This window comes from Comamonas testosteroni (assembly GCF_030505195.1).
In the GTDB taxonomy this organism is placed as follows: Bacteria; Pseudomonadota; Gammaproteobacteria; order Burkholderiales; family Burkholderiaceae_C; genus Comamonas; species Comamonas testosteroni_G.
The window spans coordinates 4,585,139-4,602,880 of the sequence record NZ_CP129672.1; the positions used below are offsets into that span (position 1 = coordinate 4,585,139).

General features: G+C 61.8%; 13 protein-coding genes and 1 riboswitch. Of the genes, 5 read left to right on the forward strand and 8 right to left on the reverse strand.

What is annotated here, in order from left to right:
• Positions 1-126: 126 nt before the first annotated feature.
• On the reverse strand, positions 127-483 hold the full coding sequence (locus QYQ99_RS21185; protein WP_302089891.1) for a DUF962 domain-containing protein: 357 nt from the start codon (positions 481-483) through the stop codon (positions 127-129).
• Positions 484-735: 252 nt separating this feature from the next.
• On the opposite strand from QYQ99_RS21185, the gene QYQ99_RS21190 reads away from it, so the two are divergent.
• Complete coding sequence (locus tag QYQ99_RS21190; RefSeq protein WP_302089892.1) at positions 736-1,548, forward strand: alpha/beta fold hydrolase; 813 nt, start codon at positions 736-738, stop codon at positions 1,546-1,548.
• Here QYQ99_RS21190 and QYQ99_RS21195 read toward each other — a convergent pair.
• Genes QYQ99_RS21195 through QYQ99_RS21210 form a run of 4 tightly spaced genes read right to left on the reverse strand, consistent with a single transcriptional unit; the run spans position 1,534 to position 6,090 of the window.
• Positions 1,534-2,421 carry a PoNe immunity protein domain-containing protein gene (locus tag QYQ99_RS21195; RefSeq protein ID WP_302089893.1) on the reverse strand — a complete coding sequence of 296 codons (888 nt, stop codon included), beginning with the start codon at positions 2,419-2,421 and terminating at the stop codon, positions 1,534-1,536. The two genes, QYQ99_RS21190 and QYQ99_RS21195, sit on opposite strands and share 15 nt — an antisense overlap.
• Positions 2,422-2,438: 17 nt before the next feature.
• Positions 2,439-3,248, reverse strand: coding sequence for an alpha/beta fold hydrolase (locus tag QYQ99_RS21200; RefSeq protein ID WP_302089894.1), 810 nt, complete (start codon positions 3,246-3,248; stop codon positions 2,439-2,441).
• A 28-nt stretch (positions 3,249-3,276) separates the two neighbouring features.
• The gene (locus tag QYQ99_RS21205; RefSeq protein WP_302089895.1) at positions 3,277-4,776 is read right to left on the reverse strand and encodes a DUF4303 domain-containing protein; all 1,500 of its coding nucleotides are present in this window, start codon (positions 4,774-4,776) and stop codon (positions 3,277-3,279) included.
• 15 nt (positions 4,777-4,791) lie between these two features.
• A complete protein-coding gene (locus tag QYQ99_RS21210) occupies positions 4,792-6,090 on the reverse strand; it encodes an O-acetylhomoserine aminocarboxypropyltransferase (protein ID WP_003076227.1) in 1,299 nt (432 codons plus the stop codon).
• 254 nt (positions 6,091-6,344) lie between these two features.
• Between QYQ99_RS21210 and QYQ99_RS21215 the strand changes: the two genes are divergently transcribed.
• From QYQ99_RS21215 to QYQ99_RS21225, 3 genes are all read left to right on the forward strand, one after another.
• Entirely contained in the window at positions 6,345-6,797 is a 453-nt protein-coding gene (locus QYQ99_RS21215) for a CBS domain-containing protein (protein ID WP_302089896.1), read from the forward strand.
• Positions 6,798-6,940: 143 nt separating this feature from the next.
• Positions 6,941-8,038, forward strand: a complete 1,098-nt coding sequence (gene aroC / locus QYQ99_RS21220) for a chorismate synthase (RefSeq protein WP_302089897.1) — start codon at positions 6,941-6,943, stop codon at positions 8,036-8,038.
• A 50-nt stretch (positions 8,039-8,088) separates the two neighbouring features.
• Entirely contained in the window at positions 8,089-9,924 is a 1,836-nt protein-coding gene (locus QYQ99_RS21225) for a bifunctional metallophosphatase/5'-nucleotidase (protein ID WP_302089898.1), read from the forward strand.
• A gap of 131 nt (positions 9,925-10,055) precedes the next feature.
• Here the strand turns inward: QYQ99_RS21225 and nrdR are convergent, their stop codons facing one another.
• From nrdR to QYQ99_RS21240, 3 genes are all read right to left on the reverse strand, one after another.
• Positions 10,056-10,538: a transcriptional regulator NrdR gene (gene nrdR / locus QYQ99_RS21230; RefSeq protein WP_087081895.1), complete on the reverse strand. Its 483-nt coding sequence runs from the start codon at positions 10,536-10,538 to the stop codon at positions 10,056-10,058.
• Positions 10,539-10,559: 21 nt separating this feature from the next.
• Complete coding sequence (gene glyA, locus QYQ99_RS21235; RefSeq protein ID WP_302089899.1) at positions 10,560-11,807, reverse strand: serine hydroxymethyltransferase; 1,248 nt, start codon at positions 11,805-11,807, stop codon at positions 10,560-10,562.
• Between the two features lie 35 nt (positions 11,808-11,842).
• A riboswitch (ZMP/ZTP riboswitch) is annotated at positions 11,843-11,997 on the reverse strand.
• Between the two features lie 115 nt (positions 11,998-12,112).
• Positions 12,113-12,946, reverse strand: coding sequence for a lytic transglycosylase domain-containing protein (locus QYQ99_RS21240; protein ID WP_034348900.1), 834 nt, complete (start codon positions 12,944-12,946; stop codon positions 12,113-12,115).
• Positions 12,947-13,815: 869 nt separating this feature from the next.
• Between QYQ99_RS21240 and QYQ99_RS21245 the strand changes: the two genes are divergently transcribed.
• On the forward strand, positions 13,816-17,724 hold the full coding sequence (locus QYQ99_RS21245; protein ID WP_302089900.1) for a DUF748 domain-containing protein: 3,909 nt from the start codon (positions 13,816-13,818) through the stop codon (positions 17,722-17,724).
• The last annotated feature ends 18 nt before the right edge of the window (positions 17,725-17,742 follow it).

The following is a 17,742-nucleotide window of genomic DNA, read 5'->3' on the forward strand; positions in this document are numbered from 1 at the left end:
GGCAGATATCTATGAATATCTGCACTGAGGACCGGACCGTTGAAGGCAGGCGTCGCATGGCCCATGGGCAGCCGATCCGCTGCCCGCACAGCAGGCCGGCGCAAGTGCTTCAGAGGCGGTGTGGCGCTACATCTTGATGCGACCCAGCAAGATGTCGCGCCACATCATCCAGTCGCCCAGAAAGCTGTAGAGCGGTCGCTTGAAGCTGGCGGGCTTGTTTTTCTCGAAGCCGAAATGTCCGATCCAGGCAAAGGCGTAGCCGCAGATCAGGCCTGCGAGCAAATACCCCCAGTCGCCTGTCAAAAACAGCGCCAGCAGAAACACCAGCGACAGACTGGTGCCGATGAAGTGCAGCCGCCTGCAGATGGCGTTGCGGTGCTCGCCCAGGTAGAAGGGATAGAACTCGGCAAAGCTCTTGAACTGGCGCGGATCCACGCTGGCCTTGACAGCGCCGTCCGGTTCTGAGGTCGTGGTCTGTGACATGGCGAACCCCGTTGAAGTGGATGCTGTTTTTATACTGCCGACCGCCTGTGCGGGCCAGCGGGTTAGCGAGTGCTCCCAGGTCGCCGCAAGCGCGCTTCGTCACCTGAACGACAGGCTGTAGAGGCCAAGACTGATCAAAATCGGCCAGTTTCGCCATTTTTGCGGCCACTCCAGTTTCTGGCCGAGCGGCCATGAGCGCTCTCTTGCTAAGGTGGCAGCACATCTCATCGCCATTCAACCCAGACTCTGCCCATGTTTGACGACACCATGCCCCCCATTGTGATCAGCTCCAGTGAAACCCGTGTTCAGACGCCCGACGGGCAGCTGCATGTCAAGCGCTGGCAAGCCCAGGGCGAGGCGGCCAGGGCGCCGCTGGTGCTGATGCACGACTCGCTGGGCAGTGTGGATCTGTGGCGCGAATTTCCCGCCCAGCTGGCTGCGGCCACCGGGCGCGAAGTCATTGCCTATGACCGCCTGGGCTTCGGCCATTCGGACCCCAATCCGCATCGGCTTCAGCCCAGTTTTGTGGAGAGCGAGGTCGAGGCCGGTTTCACGCCGCTTCACCGGGCGCTGGGCCTGGACGCTTTCGTGATGCTGGGGCATAGCGTGGGCGGCGGCATGGCGGCCATGGTGGCGGCGGCCTATGGAAGGCAGTGCCAGGCGCTGATCACCGAATCGGCGCAAAGCTTTGTCGAAGACCGCACGCTGCAGGGCATCAGTGCGGCGCGCGACGACTTTGCCCAGCCCGGCCAGCTGGAGCGACTCGCTCGCTACCATGGCGACAAGGCGGCCTGGGTGCTGTCGGCCTGGGTGGACACCTGGCTGAGCCCGCCTTTTGCGCATTACCGGCTGGATGCTGCCTTGAAGCAGGTGCATTGCCCGGTGTTGGCGATTCACGGCGAGCTCGATGAATTCGGCTCCCTGGTGCATCCCGAGAACATCTGCACCTGGGCGCAAGGCCCTTGCGAGGCTGAAATCATTGCCGGTGGCGGCCATGTACCGCACCGCGAGCTGCCCGATCGCATCAGCCGCCGCATCGCCGCTTTTCTGTCAAGAATCGCCTGACTCTGTTTGAGCCAGTCGCCCGCGTGCGTAGTCGACCAGATCGGCCGGGTAGTGGGGGCTGGTGCGCAAGGCACTGTCATCCCAGCCGTAGAGCACGGCCAGGGCGGCCACCTCGAGCGCCCAGTAGCCCGTGCCCAGCCACGGGCCGCCTTTTTTCTGCTGCTTGGGCGAGAGCTTGAGAAACTCCTGGTACTGGGTTTGCAGATAGGGCAGCAGTGGGTCAGGCAGGGCTTCGAGCTGCTCAAAAAAAGGCTTCATGGCGCCGTAAGGGCGTTTGTGGAAAAGCTCCTCACTGACTTGCTGCAACTGCAGACCGCCTGCACACAGATAATCGAGCAACTGGTCCGTATCGAACGCCAGCACATGCTCATCAATCGCCGGGACGTCGTCCTGTGCATCCAGCAGTGTGGCCAGTGACAGCAGGGTCACGGCAATAGCGTAATCGTCGGTGCGTGTGTTGATGGGCGCACCTACGCCATAGTCCTCGCCAGTTTCCTGCGCCATGCCGGCTCGCGCATGCTCGGCCACCGAGGCAGCATCAATCCACAGCGCGGCCACTTCCTGGTAGATGGGGCGTAGCACATCGCCGCTCAGACCCAGGTCAATGCCATAGATCAGCAGCCAGCGCGCTTGCTCGCCCGCTTCCTTCCATCTCCAGTAGTTCTCCAGTGCGGCATGCGCCTTGAAATCCTGGGGAGCTTTATAGCTATCGCCGTCGGCAAAGCGCTTGAGCGCGCTCAGTGCCTCCTTCCAGTCGGCTTTTTTATCGCTCAGATGGAGATTGCGCCGGGGCTGCAAACCAGTCAGTGAAATCTTGGCCCATTCGGCGCAGGCGGCAGCCAGCTGGCCGTGGTGCTGGAAGGTTTGGCTCATGGCGCAAGCTTAATCGCTCATGCAGCCAGGAAATCCCGAATCGCAAACAGCGTCGCGTCGGGCGACTCCGTCATCTGGTTGTGGCCGTTGGGAATCACCTGCACCTTCACTGCCTTGCCCGCGCCTTTGGCCGCCTCTATCAAGCCTTTTGCGGCCTTGGGTGGTGTCATCTGGTCCTGTTCGCCCAGCACGAACAGAAGCGGGCAGCTGACCTGCGTCATGGCCGCTTCGCCACCTGCATAGCTGTCACAGGCCTTGAAGCCTGCATGCAGCAGATTCGTGCCCGTGTTACTGGCCAGCACGCGGCGGCCCAGGGCCATGCCGGCGCCGAACACCCAGCTGCCTGCACCATTGGGCGGTGCCAGCGTGGCGCGCGAGAAGGTGTTGACCATCTGGATGGCTTTCTCGGGCGTGTTCAGCGCCGACTCCAGCAGTGCGGGTGAGACCTTCATGGGAAAGGCCGTACCCACCAGCACCAGATGGCTGATGCGCTTCTTTAGCCTGGCCGCAGTTTCCATGGCAATCAGGCTGCCCCAACTATGGCCGACCAGCGCAGCTTGCTGCAGGTTTGCCGCATCCATCAGCGTGCCTATGAAGGCCGCAGCCTCCTCGACGGATTCCGGTGCTTGCCCGCCGCTTTTGCAATGGCCAGGCAAATCGATGGCCAGGACGTTCCAGCCGTGATTGGCCATGTAGCGGCTTTGCAGCGCCCAGACGCTGTGATCGCAGAGCACGCCGTGGATGAAAATGGCGGTGGGCTTGGCCGCGTCGAAAGCCTTGCCGCCGGTGTAGGCGTAGATGTCTGCGCCTTGTACATTGATTTGCATGTTTGTCTCCGGTTCTGTTCTTTGTGGCTCAGCCGTGTTCACCCAGCCATTGCTGAGCCAGCTCACGTATGTTGTCGCAGGCATCGTGTGCGGCGGCATGCTCAATCGCAGCTCGCTGCGCTGCGCTGGCTTTTTTCCAATACCGCAGGCCCAGCATGGCCTGATAGCGTACGCCGTCGTTGCTGTCGTGACTCAGGGCCTGTGCCAGTGCAGGGGTGATGCGCCTGCCCGCAGCGGCACCAAGGCTTCGCTCTCCCATGATGCAGGCAGCATGCACGCGCACCAGAGCGTGAGCGGACTGCAAAGCGCACAGGGCTTGCTCCAAATCCGCAACCCGAAGGCTGCAATAACCACCTCCAGGTGATAGTTCTTCATTCAGCGCCTGGGTCAAGGCCGGGTGCTTGAGGTCGAGCGCACGCTCCAGTGGCGCGTAGTCAAGGTGCAGGGGCGTGGTTCCCGGCTTGCTGTTCCAGGAGCGGTAGGGGTGGGCAATGCCTTGCGCGATCCTCTCCGCAGGCACGGTCGGGCCACCTATTTGCTGCTGCAGCCATTCCTGGTCGCCTAACGCCCCCAGGGCACTGGCGCACCAGCCTCGCTCGCTTTCTTGCCCTGGGCTGTGGATGGGGGCCTGCACCTGCTGGCGCAGTACAGTCAGTATCTGTTCGTCCCGGTAGGCCATCTGGGCCAGCAGCATGGCCGCACGCCACTGTTTGCCAGGCCGAGTCAGCATGGGCAGCAGCGCATGAGCCACCTGGCGGTGATCCATGACAAGCAGTGCAGCTTCTGCCTCCTCGCCCAGCGATTGCGCCTCTTTGCGGCTCAGTCCCAGTTCCGTGCACCCGATACCTTCCAGGCAGCTCAAATGGTATTGCAGCTGTTGAGCGGGGGAGAGTGCAGCCACTCTGGCGCGTCTTTGCGCATCCAGGTCATGGCTGGGAAACAAGGCAAGAAAGCGCGCCTGCCCCATGCTCTGGCGCGCCAGGGCTTCGCATTCCTGAGTGTCTTGCACATAGATCAGCACCGTAAACTCAGGAGTGAGCTGGCTGGCCCAGGGCGATTTTTGACAGGCTTTGGTCAGCTGCTTGCAGATGCGGATCAGCGTCTTGATCAGGTGCGCCTCGGTACGCAACCAGTGGGCAGGCGTGCTTTTGTTGGCTTCGGCCAGCAAGGCTTGCTCCAGTTGCTCCAACTCCTGAGAGTCGGAGGCCGAATCCAGCGCTTCCCATTCCCAATCCGGCGGGTTCCAGCGCAGAGTGCCCAACTGGCCGGTATCCAGGTCGAATTCGGACAAGCGGCTCTGCGGCTTTGGGGCATTCACCATTTGTGAATAGGCCCGCTCGCTATTGGCAGACAGCGTGGGCAGGTAAATGGGGCCGTCCTGCTCACGGTACAGGCCGTTCAGTGCCAGTGCGTAGATGCTTTCTTGAGGGTTCGCGGCCAGGAACGCCTGAGCATCTTGCCAGTAGATGCTGAATAAAGTCTGTTCAAACTGCTTCCAGTCCAGCGATGCAGAAGTTGTGGCAACCATGTTTGTTCAGGTCTCTCAGGCCGCTTTCTCGGCCGCCTTGAGGGCGCGCTTGAGGTCGTCGATCAGATCGTCGGCGTCTTCCAGGCCGATAGACAGCCGGATCGTTCCCTGGCCGATGCCTGCCTGGGCCAGCGCCTCGTCGCTCATGCGGAAATGCGTGGTGCTGGCGGGGTGGATCACGAGAGAGCGGCAGTCGCCCACATTGGCCAGATGGCTGAAGACCTTCAGTGTCTCGATGAACTTCTTGCCCTGGTTGCGGTTGCCCGCAATGTCAAAGCTGAACACAGAGCCTGCGCCGCGCGGCAGCAGCTTGCGGGCCAGAGCGTGCGAGGGGTGGGTCTCCAGCATGGGGTGGCCCACGCGACTGACCAGCGGGTGGCTGGCGAGGAACTGCACCACTTTTTCGGTGTTGCGCATATGGCGCTCCATGCGCAGCGGCAGCGTCTCTATGCCCTGCAGGATCAGCCAGGCGCTGTGCGGGCTCATGCAGGCGCCGAAGTCACGCAGGCCTTCGCGGCGGGCGCGCAGCAAAAAGGCACCCGTGGTGGACTCCTCGCTGAACACCATGTTGTGAAAGCCGTCATAGGGCTGGGTCAGCTCGGGAAAGCGCCCCGACTTTTCCCAGTCGAAGCTGCCGCCATCGACGACGATGCCGCCAATCACCGTGCCGTGACCGGACAGAAACTTGGTGGCCGAGTGGTAGACGATGTCCGCGCCATGCTCGAAGGGCTTGATCAGCCAGGGCGAGGTGAGGGTGGAGTCCACCAGCAGCGGAACGCCGGCTTCGTGGGCGATCTGGCTCACGGTGGGAATGTCCAGCACATCCAGGCCGGGGTTGCCCACGGTCTCGCCAAAGAACAGCTTGGTGTTGGGGCGCACCGCAGCCTTCCAGCCATCGATGTCGCCGGGCTTCACAAACGTGGTCTCGATGCCGAAGCGCGCCAGCGTGTAGTGCAGCAGGTTCTGCGAGCCGCCATACAGCGCCGTGCTGGCCACGATGTGGCTGCCCGCGCCCATCAGCGTGGCAATCGACAGGTGCAGCGCCGCCTGGCCGCTGGCCACGGCAATGGCGCCCACGCCGCCTTCCAGGGCCGAGACGCGCTGCTCCAGCACCGCATTGGTGGGGTTGGAGATGCGGCTGTAGACATGGCCGGGTCGCTCCAGATTGAACAGGCTTGCCGCGTGGTCGCTGGATTCGAAGACAAAGGACGTGGTCAGATGGATGGGTACGGCACGTGCGCCGGTGGCGGGGTCGGGCTGGGCGCCTGCATGCAGGCTCAGTGTGTCAAAGCCGGGGTCAGAGTAGCCGGGCATGTTTTGTCTCCATGGCTGGTTTTGATCGACGCAATGTGTGATCAAGCACGCAATCAAATATCGATTTGGTCGGATAGACGAATGAATATGTAGAAATTCATATGTTTCGTCATTGCTTTAGTTTTTCTCAATGCAAGCCATTGTGGGCTATATTTGTGCACGCACCTGCATTCTGTGTAAAGCGATGCCGCATGTGCTGACACATGCAGGACAAAAGCTGCCACGGCGTGCCAAACAGATTTCGGAGAACAGCAATGAAAGTTAGTGACATCCTGCGCGTCAAAGGCAATACCCTGTACACGGTGTCGCCCGACGAAAGCCTGGCCGCGGCGGTGCAGGTGATGTCGGAGAAGGACATTGGCTCGCTGGTCGTGATGGATCACGGCGATGTGGTGGGCATGCTCACCTTCCGCGAAGTGATCCAGGGCTTTGTGAAGACCGGCGGCGTGGAGAACCTCTCCGTGCGCGGCGCCATGGACGACGCGCCCATGACCTGCACCATGGAAACCGATATGGACGAAGTGCGCCGCATGATGCTGGACCGCCATGCGCGCTACATGCCCGTGATGGACAAGCGCATGCTGATGGGCGTGATCTCGCTGTATGACGTGGCCAAGGCCGTGGTGGACAGCCAGAACTTCGAGAACCGCATGCTCAAGGCCTATATCCGCGACTGGCCCGAAGGCGAGCGCCAGGGTGCCGAATAAGCCCGCTTTTCACGCCCGGCTTTTGCTGCAGACCCCGCCGAGGCGGGGTTTTTCATGTCCAGCCTGGTCTGAGCATGGTGAAAAGACTTTAGGCATGACAGCGCGCAGCCGTTAATCATCACTTCAACGATAATCGGCAGCCTATGAGCGGCAATACCTTCGGCACTATTTTCACGGTCACCAATTTTGGTGAGTCCCACGGTCCGGCCATTGGCTGTGTGATTGACGGCTGCCCCCCGGGCATGGCCTTGAGCGAGGCGGATATCCAGCATGATCTGGATCGTCGTCGCCCCGGCACCAGCAAGTTCGTCACGCAGCGCAACGAGCCCGATGCGGTGGAGATTCTCTCCGGCGTGTACGAAGGCAAGACCACGGGCACGCCGATCGCCCTGCTGATCCGCAACACCGATCAGCGCAGCAAGGATTACTCCAATATTGCGCAGAGCTTTCGTCCCGGTCATGCCGACTACGCCTACTTTCAGAAATACGGCATCCGCGATCCGCGCGGCGGCGGCCGCTCCTCGGCACGCCTGACGGCGCCTACCGTGGCCGCAGGTGCCGTGGCCAAGAAGTGGCTCAAGGAAAAGTTCGGCACCGAGTTCCGCGCCTGCATGACCCAGATCGGCGAGCTGCCCATCGGTTTCGAGAGCTGGGAGCATGTGCCGCACAACCCCTTTTTCGCGCCCGTGGCCGATGTGAGCCGCTTCGAGGAATACATGGAGCAGCTGCGCAAGAGCGGCGACTCCTGCGGTGCGGCGCTGCGTGTGAACGCCAGCAATATGCCGGTCGGCCTGGGCCAGCCCCTGTATGACCGACTGGACGCCGACATCGCCTACGCCATGATGGGCCTGAATGCCGTCAAGGCCGTGGAGATCGGCGCAGGCTTTGACAGCGTGGCCCAGCGCGGCACCACGCATGGCGATTCGCTGAGTCCCGAGGGTTTCCGCAGCAATAACGCGGGCGGTATCGTGGGCGGCATCAGCACCGGCCAGGATCTGGAAGTGCGCATCGGCATCAAGCCCACCAGCTCCATCATCACGCCGCGTGAATCCATCGATATGCAAGGTCAAAGCACCGAAGTCATCACCAAGGGCCGTCACGACCCTTGCGTGGGCATTCGTGCCGCGCCGATTGCCGAGGCGCTGCTGGCGCTGGTGGTGATGGACCATGCGCTGCGCCACCGCGCGCAGAATGCCGATGTGGATTCCGGCTTGGCCCCGATTCCGGCCTCGGCCAGCTGACATCGCCCAGACCTTTTTGTGCGTTACAACCTCTGACTCAGGAGAGTCCGATGGTTGCAGCTGACAAAAAACCGGATCAACGCCAGTCTCGCGCCTTGTCGCCAGGCTGGCGTTGCGCTTTTCGCAATGCCTCCCGTCCCATGTGCGCTGCGCTGCTCGCGCTGTGTTTGAGTGCCTGTGGTGGCGGTGCGCTCAGGCCGGCCAGCATGGAGATCACCGTGCTGGGCTTCAATGACCTGCACGGCCATCTGGAGCCGCCCGGGCTGGCGGTGACGGCCCAGAATGCGCAGGGGCGGAACGTCGCCGTGCCCGCTGGCGGCGTGGCCTACATGGCCCGGGCCATCGCGCAGCGCCGCCAGGCCAGCCGCCATGTGGCGCTGGTCGCGGCCGGGGACATGATCGGGGCTTCGCCCATGGTCTCTGCGCTGTTTCTCGATGAGCCGACGATAGAAGTGCTCAACCTCATGCGGGTGGACTTCGCGGCCACCGGCAATCACGAATACGACCAGGGTGTGGCCGAGCTGCTGCGCATGCAAAGCGGTGGCTGCGAGAAGTTCACGAACAAGCAGCCCTGCCAGATCAGCAAGCCCTTCAAGGGGGCGCAGTTCCCGTTTCTTGCGGCCAATACACTGCGCGGCGACGGCCGGCCGCTGCTGCCGGCAACCGGGGTGAAGTTCTTCGAGCAGGACGGTCTGCGCATAGGCGTGGGCTTTATCGGCATGACGCTCAGGAACACGCCGCATATGGTGCGCCCCAGCGGGGTCAGGGGGCTGACGTTTGCCGACGAGGCGCAGACGGCCAATGCGCTGATTCCACAGTTGCGTGCGCAGGGGGCCGATGTGATCGTGGTGCTGATCCATGAGGGCGGGGCCACCACGTCCGGCCTGCAGGACGATAGCTGCAAAGGCCTCTCCGGCGCCATCGTGCCGATTCTGGAGCTGCTCTCGGGCGAGGTCGATGTGGTGATCTCCGGTCATACCCATCGCTCCTATATTTGCGATTACGCCAGGGTGGATGCCCGCAAGCCGTTTTTACTGACCAGCGCCGGCCAGTACGGCACGCTGCTGACCGAGGTCAGGCTCACGGTGGATGCGCGCACACGCCGCGTGAGCCGCAAATCGGCGCGCCAGAATATTGTGCAGGGCGAGGCCTATCGCAACCCTGCCGGTCTGGTGGGCCTGCAGCCCGAATTTCCGGTCTTTGATGCCGACGCCCAGGTTGCGGCGCTGGTGGCGCGCTACCAGGCTGCGGCCCGGCCGCTGGCCGAAGCCGAGGCAGGGCGGCTGGCCGCAGCTGCCAGCCGCATGCCTCAAGTCAATGGCGAAAGCGTGATGGGGCGCATCGTGGCCGACTCCATACTCGCGGCCACGCGCGATGCCGCTGCGGGCGGGGCGCAGCTGGCCTTTGTGAACCCCGGCGGCGTGCGCGCCGACCTGGTGCCTGCGGTCGACGGCAGCGTGACCTATGGACAGCTGTTCAGCGTTCAGCCGTTCGGCAATACGCTGATGGTGATGAGCCTGACGGGCGAGCAGATTCGCCAGGCGCTGGAGCAGCAATTCGACAGCGGCAGCAACACCGTGAGCGCGCCGCGCATCCTGCAGGTGTCCGAGGGCTTCAGCTACCGCTTCGACCGCAGCCAGCCCGCAGGCCGGCGTGTGAGCGAGCTGCGCCTGAACGGCCGGCGGCTCGAGATGTCGCAGCACTACCGTGTGGGACTGCAAAGCTATCTGGGCAGCGGCGGCGACAACTTCAGCATCTTCACGCAAGGCATCGATGTGGTGGGCGGCATGCTGGATCTGGATGCCCTGGCCGAGCATGTGCGCGAGCAAAGCCGCAGCGGCCCGATGGCGCTACCTTTAAAGGAGCGTATTACGCTTGTCCATTAAGGATTTAAGATGAAAATATATCTGATATCATTTTACATCATGCGATTTGTGCTCACTATTTCATAGCGTTTGCCTGCCGCCAGGCACACAAAACAAAAGCCACCCGAGGGTGGCTTTTGTCATGGCGGCGCTCAGGCCTGGGGCTTTCTGGCGGCCTTGGCCTTGGGACTGCGAACCTCATCCATGATGTTCTTGAAGTCGTCCACATCCTCGAAGCTGCGGTAGACGCTGGCAAAGCGGATATAGCCGACCTTGTCCAGGCCCTTGAGCTCGTCCATCACCAGCTCGCCGAGGCGGCTGGAGTCGATTTCACGCTGACCCAGATTGAGCAGCCTGTCCTCGATGCGCTCTATGGCTGCATCGATGAGCTCGGTGCTCACGGGGCGCTTGCGCAGCGCGATCTGAAAAGAGCCTTGCAGCTTGGCGCGCTCGTATTCGATGCGCCGGCCGTCTCTCTTGACCACGGTCGGAAAGCTGACCTCGGGGCGCTCGTAGGTCGTGAAGCGCTTGTCGCAGCCGCCACAGCGGCGGCGGCGGCGGATGAAGCCCCCGTCCTCGGACTCGCGGGTTTCAACAACTTGCGTGTCCGGGTGGTTGCAGAAGGGGCACTTCATGGCAGCTCAGCGCAGCAGGATTTACTTGCTGTAGACAGGGAACTTGGCAGTCAGCTCGGCCACCTTGGCGCGCACGGCGGCCAGGTTGGCTTCGTCTTCGGGCTTGTCCAGCACGTCAGCCACCAGGTTGGCGGTGATGCGGGTTTCTTCCTCGCCGAAACCACGGGTGGTCATGGCAGGAGTGCCGATACGGATGCCGCTGGTCACGAAGGGCTTCTCGGGGTCGTTGGGGATGGCGTTCTTGTTCACGGTGATGTGAGCCAGACCCAGGGCCGCTTCGGCAGCCTTGCCGGTAATGCCCTTGGCACGCAGGTCCACCAGCATCACGTGGCTTTCGGTGCGGCCGGAGACGATGCGCAGACCGCGCTCGGTCAGCGTCTCGGCAAACACCTTGGCATTCTTCACGACCTGTTCCTGGTAGGCCTTGAACTCGGGAGTCAGGGCTTCCTTGAAGGCCACGGCCTTGCCGGCGATGACATGCATCAGGGGGCCGCCTTGCAGGCCGGGGAAGATGGCGCTGTTGATGGCCTTCTCGTGCTCGGCCTTCATCAGGATCACGCCGCCACGAGGGCCGCGCAGGCTCTTGTGAGTGGTGGTGGTGACCACGTCGGCGTGGGGCACGGGGTTGGGGTACACGCCTGCGGCGATCAGACCGGCATAGTGGGCCATGTCCACCCAGAAGATGGCTCCGACTTCCTTGGCGATTTTTGCGAAGCGCTCGAAGTCGATGCGAAGGGCATAGGCGGAAGCGCCGGCCACGATGATGCGGGGCTTGTGCTCGCGCGCCAGCTCTTCGAGCTTGTCGTAGTCGATGGCTTCGTCGGCGTTCAGGCCATAGGAGACGGCCTTGAACCATTTGCCGGACATGTTCAGCGCCATGCCGTGGGTCAGGTGACCGCCTTCGGCCAGGCTCATGCCCAGAATGGTGTCGCCGGGCTTGGCGAAAGCCATCAGCACTGCCTGGTTGGCCTGAGAGCCGGAATTGGGTTGCACGTTGGCAGCTTCGGCGCCAAAGATCTGCTTGATGCGGTCAATGGCCAGTTGCTCGACCACGTCCACATGCTCGCAGCCACCGTAGTAGCGCTTGCCGGGGTAGCCTTCGGCGTACTTGTTGGTCAGCTGGGAGCCCTGGGCTTCCATCACGGCAGGCGAGCAGTAGTTCTCGCTGGCGATCAGCTCGATGTGCTCTTGCTGGCGATGGTCTTCAGCTTCAATAGCTGCAAACAGTTCGGGGTCGACTTTCGCGACGGTATCGGTGCGTTGAAACATGGCAGTCCTGTGAACTTAGAAATTCCCTTGAGGCCAAGGGCTGCCCAGGCGAACGGCTGAAACGCTTGCAGGCTGCAGTCGCTGCGACCCTGGGCGGTACGCTCCCCGGTGGTTCACAGACCTTGCAGTCTGCCGGATTCCACGTCAGCGGCAGAAAATTCTGCGCCTATCGCCAGTTGCGTACACCCGCTAGTGTAGCTGAGCCGGCATGGCCGCAGAGCCTATGCCCGTTTTTCCCGCTGGCCCTGGCCGGGGCATAAAAAAAGCTGGCCGCAGCCAGCTTGAGAAATGCAGGGATCTGCCGCTTAGAGGTTGGAGTTGGCCAGTGCCACTTGCTGAGCGTGAGAGACCTTGGTGGCTTCGTCGGACTTGGCCGTCATCAGCGGGCTGGCCTGCAGACCCACGCCTTGGCGCAGGCGCTGGTGTTCGGCAAGCACCTTGGCCGCATAGCCGCCGTCCGAAGGAAGATTGGCTGCGCCCACGTAATAGCGCAGCCCACCCTCGATGGAGCCGGCGCGGGCAATGCACTCCTTGAGCACCTTGACTCCGACCTTGAGATTGGTGACGGGGTCGAAGGCCGCGTGCTGGCCGCCAAAGCTTTCGTACTTGTCGGTGTGCACGGAGGTCATCACCTGCATCAGGCCCTGGGCGCCGACCGAGCTTTGGGCAAACGGGTTGAAGCTCGACTCAATCGCCATGATGGCCAGAATCAGCGTCGGGTCCAGCTTGTTGGCCTTGCCCTGGGCATAGGCTTCGCTGACCAGGGCGGCAATCGGTTCGGGCGCCACCCGGTATTTTTTGCTGAGCCAGTAGGCGACAGCCGCCTGCTCCTTGGGCAGGTTCTTGGGGTTGACGGCCGTGGCGCGGTCGCTGGCGACGACGATGTTGGCGGAAGCAGGGGCTTCCTCCACTTCGGCGGCCGCTACAACGGTGCTGGCGGGCAGACGTGTGTCGAGCCACTCGCGCAGTTCGGTGGCGCCGGCCAGACGCAGGTCCGGACGAGAGATCAAAATCAGGGCCGAAATGGCCACGGCCAAGCCCAGCAGGGCGAAACCGTTGTGAGTAAGAGCAAGAAAACCGTGGGCCGTCTTATGGCCCAACGTTCGCGCGGAGGCGATTAATTTTCCTGACGCTGGCATAGCTTGTCCTTTCTTGGCTATCGCCCGAGGTCGCACCGGATCAATCTCGCGGAGCAACCAGGACAACTGGCCGATGAGGTTTGCTGCGGGCCGATTAAAAGCGCCCCTTGGGGCGCCGATCGGTCTGCTCAGTCGTGAGGCAGCGGAAACAAAAAACGCTCATTTCGAGCGCTGGCGGATTCTAGAAGCGCTCTAAATATTCAGTCAACACTAACAAAAATACTTTTTAGATTTTTAAATTATATAAAAACTGTATGAATGTACAGCTTGCTCGAAAAATTACAGCAAAAAATCACGGATTCAAGAGGTGTATACGCTCACATCGTTTTATTTGTCATCAAGGCGAAATAAAGTGCAAAAAGCCTGGTAGCCCTACGCGAGCACAGATATAGTGAATCTGCCTGCAAGTTGCAGGTGCTTGCCAAAGGAAAGGAAAAGCAAACTCCGCCGAGGCCTTTGATTCCATGGGCTGTTGGCACTTGCTCTTTATCTTCGCTTGAGGCACAAAAGGGAGCAATCTTTGCTTCCAGCGGCAAGGACCACACCCTCCTTGAACCGCGAAAAACGGTCCGGTCTGGTACCGGCCGTAAAGCCCGGAAGTCGGTTTCGCCACTTCCGGGCTTTGTCATTTCCGGCGAGTCTTTTTCCGCAGCGCATTGTTTGCATTTTTCCGCGCGCATCGGCCTCTGGCGGGTATTCCGATAGCGCAAACTTCTCCCTGTAAACGCCTCTTGCCTCTATCTATATATAGAGCGCAATCTAGATACACCAGGGTGCGCTCAAGGTACAGTGGTGTTCCGGGCGCGTGGCGGGTCCCGCCCCTGAGAGTCTTGGAAGGCTTTCATTCTCTGCATCAATAACAATTACCCATGTCCTTGCTCACATCGAATCGCTGGCTTCGTCGGCTGATCTGGTCTGTTCTTGCTCTTTTGCTGTTGTGGCTGCTGCTTTGGGCGGTAGTGCCTTGGGTCGCCAAGAGCCAGCTGGAAAAACAGGCTTCCGAGAAGCTGGGGCGTGGCGTGCATGTAGGCAAGATCGAGTTTGCTCCCTGGGCCATGTCCATCACCTTGCATGATCTGGTGATTGATAAAGCTATAAAAAAGGTAGCTGATGGTTCTGATGCACAAAGCCCTTCAGGCCAAACCAATCTGAAGTCCGCAGCGGAACCTCAGCTGGAGATCAAGCGCATCTTCATCAATGCCAGCGCGCAGTCCTTGTTCAGGCTCGCTCCTGTGCTGGATGCGATCGAGGTCGATGCGCCGGTGGTGCGCCTGACCCAGCATTCACTGGGCAAGCTCGATATCGACGATGTGATTGCCAGGCTCTCCGAGCCAAAGGACGAAGAGCCGTCCAAGCCCGTGAGCTTTGCGCTCTACAACATTGCGTTGCGCGATGGCCGTATCGAACTGAATGACGAGTTTGTGCAGCGCAAGCATGAACTCAAGGATTTGCAGCTGAGCATTCCTTTCATCAGCAATCTGGCGTCCAAGCGCGAGATCAAGGTGCTGCCGCATCTGGCATTCGATCTCAACGGCAGCAAGTTCGACACGTCGGGCGAGAGCACGCCGTTCACCGACACCCGTCAGACGGCGATGCACCTCAAATGGGATCGAATCGATCTGGCCCCTTATCTGGGCTATGTGCCTGCCAGCGTTCCCGTGCAACCCCTCTCGGGAGTGCTCGATACGGATCTGCAGATCAGCTTCGAGCAAAAAGATCAGCCTGTAGTCAGCATCAGCGGCAAGCTGGCCCTGAGCAATGTCGTATTGCAAGACCGCCAGAGTGCGCCGCTGCTGAACTTTGAGGCGCTGGAGTTGCAGCTCCAGAATGCTCAACCTCTGCAGAGCCAGATTGCGCTGGAGACTATGCGCTGGGTCAAACCCGAGATTCATGCCAGCCGCAATGCGCAGGGCGTGATCAACTGGCTGGGGTTGCATGCGCCGTCCGCCGCTGCAGCAGCGCCTGCCGAGAATGCAGGGCCTGCGTCTGACTCCTCCGACACCAAGGCTTCGGTCCAAGCGGGTACCAAGGCCGAGACGCCCGCCCAGCCCCTCGCAGTGAGCGTAAAGCAGTTCGATATTGATAGCGCTACGGTCCATTGGAGGGATGCGGCTACAGGCGCGGCACCTGCAGCCCTGACTCTGGCTCCTTTGGTGCTGCAGGCCAAGAATCTGGCTTGGCCCATGAATGCGCCTTTGCAACTGACGGCCACTGCAGGCCTGCAAACGGCTGAGCAGGCCCGGGGGGAAGGGGCAGCCAGGCTGGCTGTGGATGGAGAAGCCACGGACAAGGCGGGCAGTCTCAATCTCAAGCTCGAGCAGATGCCGCTGCAATGGGTGCAGCCCTATATAGAAGCGCACTTCAAGCCGCAGCTAAGCGCCATGCTGGGCGCCGATGCCCGGATCTCCTGGGGTGAGGGCAACGTTGTGGCAGAGGTGACAGAGCTGACCGCTGACAAGCTGCAACTGCAGGACAAGCAGGCCCCTGTCAATATCGAGCAGATCAAGGTCAGCGGCGTTCAGGTCGATCTTGCTGCCCGGCAGGTGCAGGTGCAGGCCATTGCCGTGCAGAAGCCGCAACTCGCGGCAATGCGTGACGCACAAGGGCACTGGATGTACGAGCGTTGGTTGCCCGTGGCAGCGCCCGTGGCAGCGCCTGCGGCCAAGCCGGCAACGCAGGGCGGCAAGGCGGAGCCGGGCAAGCCCTGGTCGGTCAAGTTGGCAGCGATTGCCGTGGATGGCGGTGCGTTGCAGTTTCGCGATGCAGCACCTGTGCAAGGCGCGAATGCGCGGCCCGTGCAGCTGGATGTGAGCGCCTTGCGCGTACGCCTGGGGGCTTTCGAGCCTCTGGCGGCCAAGGCAGCGCCGACTCCGCTGGAGGTCTCGGCTCAGCTGGCTGCCAGTCGCCGTGTGCAGGCAGGTCATATTCAGTTCAATGGGCAGTTGGGTCTGGCCCCTGTTTCGGCGCAAGGTCAGTTGCAGGCCCGTGCCGTGCCGTTGCATGCGCTGGAGCCGTACTTCGGTCACAAGCTCAATGTGGATCTGGTGCGTGCCGACGGCAACTTCCGGGGCAAGCTTAACTATCTGGCCCATGCCAAGGGGCCGCAGTTGTCTGTGTTGGGCGATGTGGAGCTCAACGACCTGCGCGTACGCTCCACGCTTGCAGCTCCGGTGCAGGAGCTGGTGGGCAAGCCCAGTACCGCCAAGGGGGCGCTGACGGCGGTGCTCAATGACTCCACGGCAGACCGTGCCAAGGCATTGGCTGCGCGCACAGGTCTGGGTCTGGGCGATGATTTGCTGGCCTGGAAAACACTGGTGGTGCGCGGCCTGGATCTGAATATGCAACCGGCCCAGCCCCTGCGGGTGAGCGTGCGCGAAACCGCGCTGAGCGACTTTTTTGCGCGCGTCATCGTGCAGCGCAACGGCCGCATCAATCTGCAGGACATCGTGAAGACCGAAAAGTCCGAGCAGTCCGTCGCGCAGAACGAAGAGGCGAACGCACAGGCGGCTGCTGGCGAGAAGCCCGAACGCAGCAAGCCCGTGGCCGAGCACGTGAAGCCCGAAGATGCCGGCCCCATGCCCATCATCAAGGTCGGGCCCATTGTGCTGACGGGCGGAAAGGTGCAGTTCTCCGACTACTTCATTCAGCCCAACTATTCGGCCGATCTGAGTGAGCTGAACGGCCGTCTGAGCGCCTTCTCTTCGCAGGCTCCTGCAGGCCAGGTAGAGCCGCAAATGGCCGATCTTGAAATCAAGGGCAAGGCCCAGGGTACGGCGATGCTCGATATCAGCGGCAAGGTCAACCCGCTGGCCAAGCCTCTGGCGCTGGATGTGCGCGCCCAGATGAATGACCTGGAGCTGTCGCCGCTGTCTCCATATTCCATCAAGTATGCGGGCTATGGCATCGAGCGCGGCAAGCTCTATATGGATGTGAACTACAAGGTGCAGCCTGATGGGCAGCTCACGGCATCGAACAAGCTGGTGCTGCGCCAACTGACCTTTGGCGACAAGGTGGAAGGCGCGCCCGCATCGCTGCCCGTCAAGCTGGCCGTGGCCCTGCTGTCCGACCGCAACGGTGTGATCGATCTCGATGTGCCTCTGAGCGGCTCGCTCAACGACCCGCAGTTCCGTCTGGCGCCCATCATCTTCAAGGTGATCGGCAACATCATCATGAAGGCCGTGACCGCGCCGTTTGCGCTGTTGTCGGGAGCGTTTTCGGGTGGCGACGAGTCGGGCGCAGTCAACTTTGCGCCGGGCAGCGCCAAGCTCGATGGAAAGGCCAGGGAGCAGTTGGCCAAGATCGTCAAGGCACTCAACGACCGTCCCGCGCTCAAGATGACGGTGGTGGGCGAGTCGCGTGAGGCCCAAGACAAGGAGGCCTGGAAGACTGAAGAGCTGGACCGTCTGCTGCTGGCCCAAAAGCGCCGCAACGTGATTCGCGAAGGCAAGAGCGGCGACGAGGTGATGGAGTTCAGCGAAGCCGAGCGCCCGGCTCTGCTCAAGGCCGTTTACGGCCGTGCCGACATCAAAAAGCCCCGCAATATGGTCGGAATGGCAAAGGACCTGCCTGCCGACCAGATGACGGCGCTGCTGGTGGCCAGCATCAACGTGCCCGACGATGCCATGCGCGAGCTGGCGCTGGCGCGTGGCGTGGCTGTGCGGGACTATCTAGCCACCCAACAGCTGCCGCTGGAGCGTCTGTTCCTGGGTGCTCCCAAGCTGGATGCACAGGACAAGGACTGGACGCCACGAGCCCAGTTGAGCCTGTCTGCGCAGTGATGAAAGTGCTGCAAAACA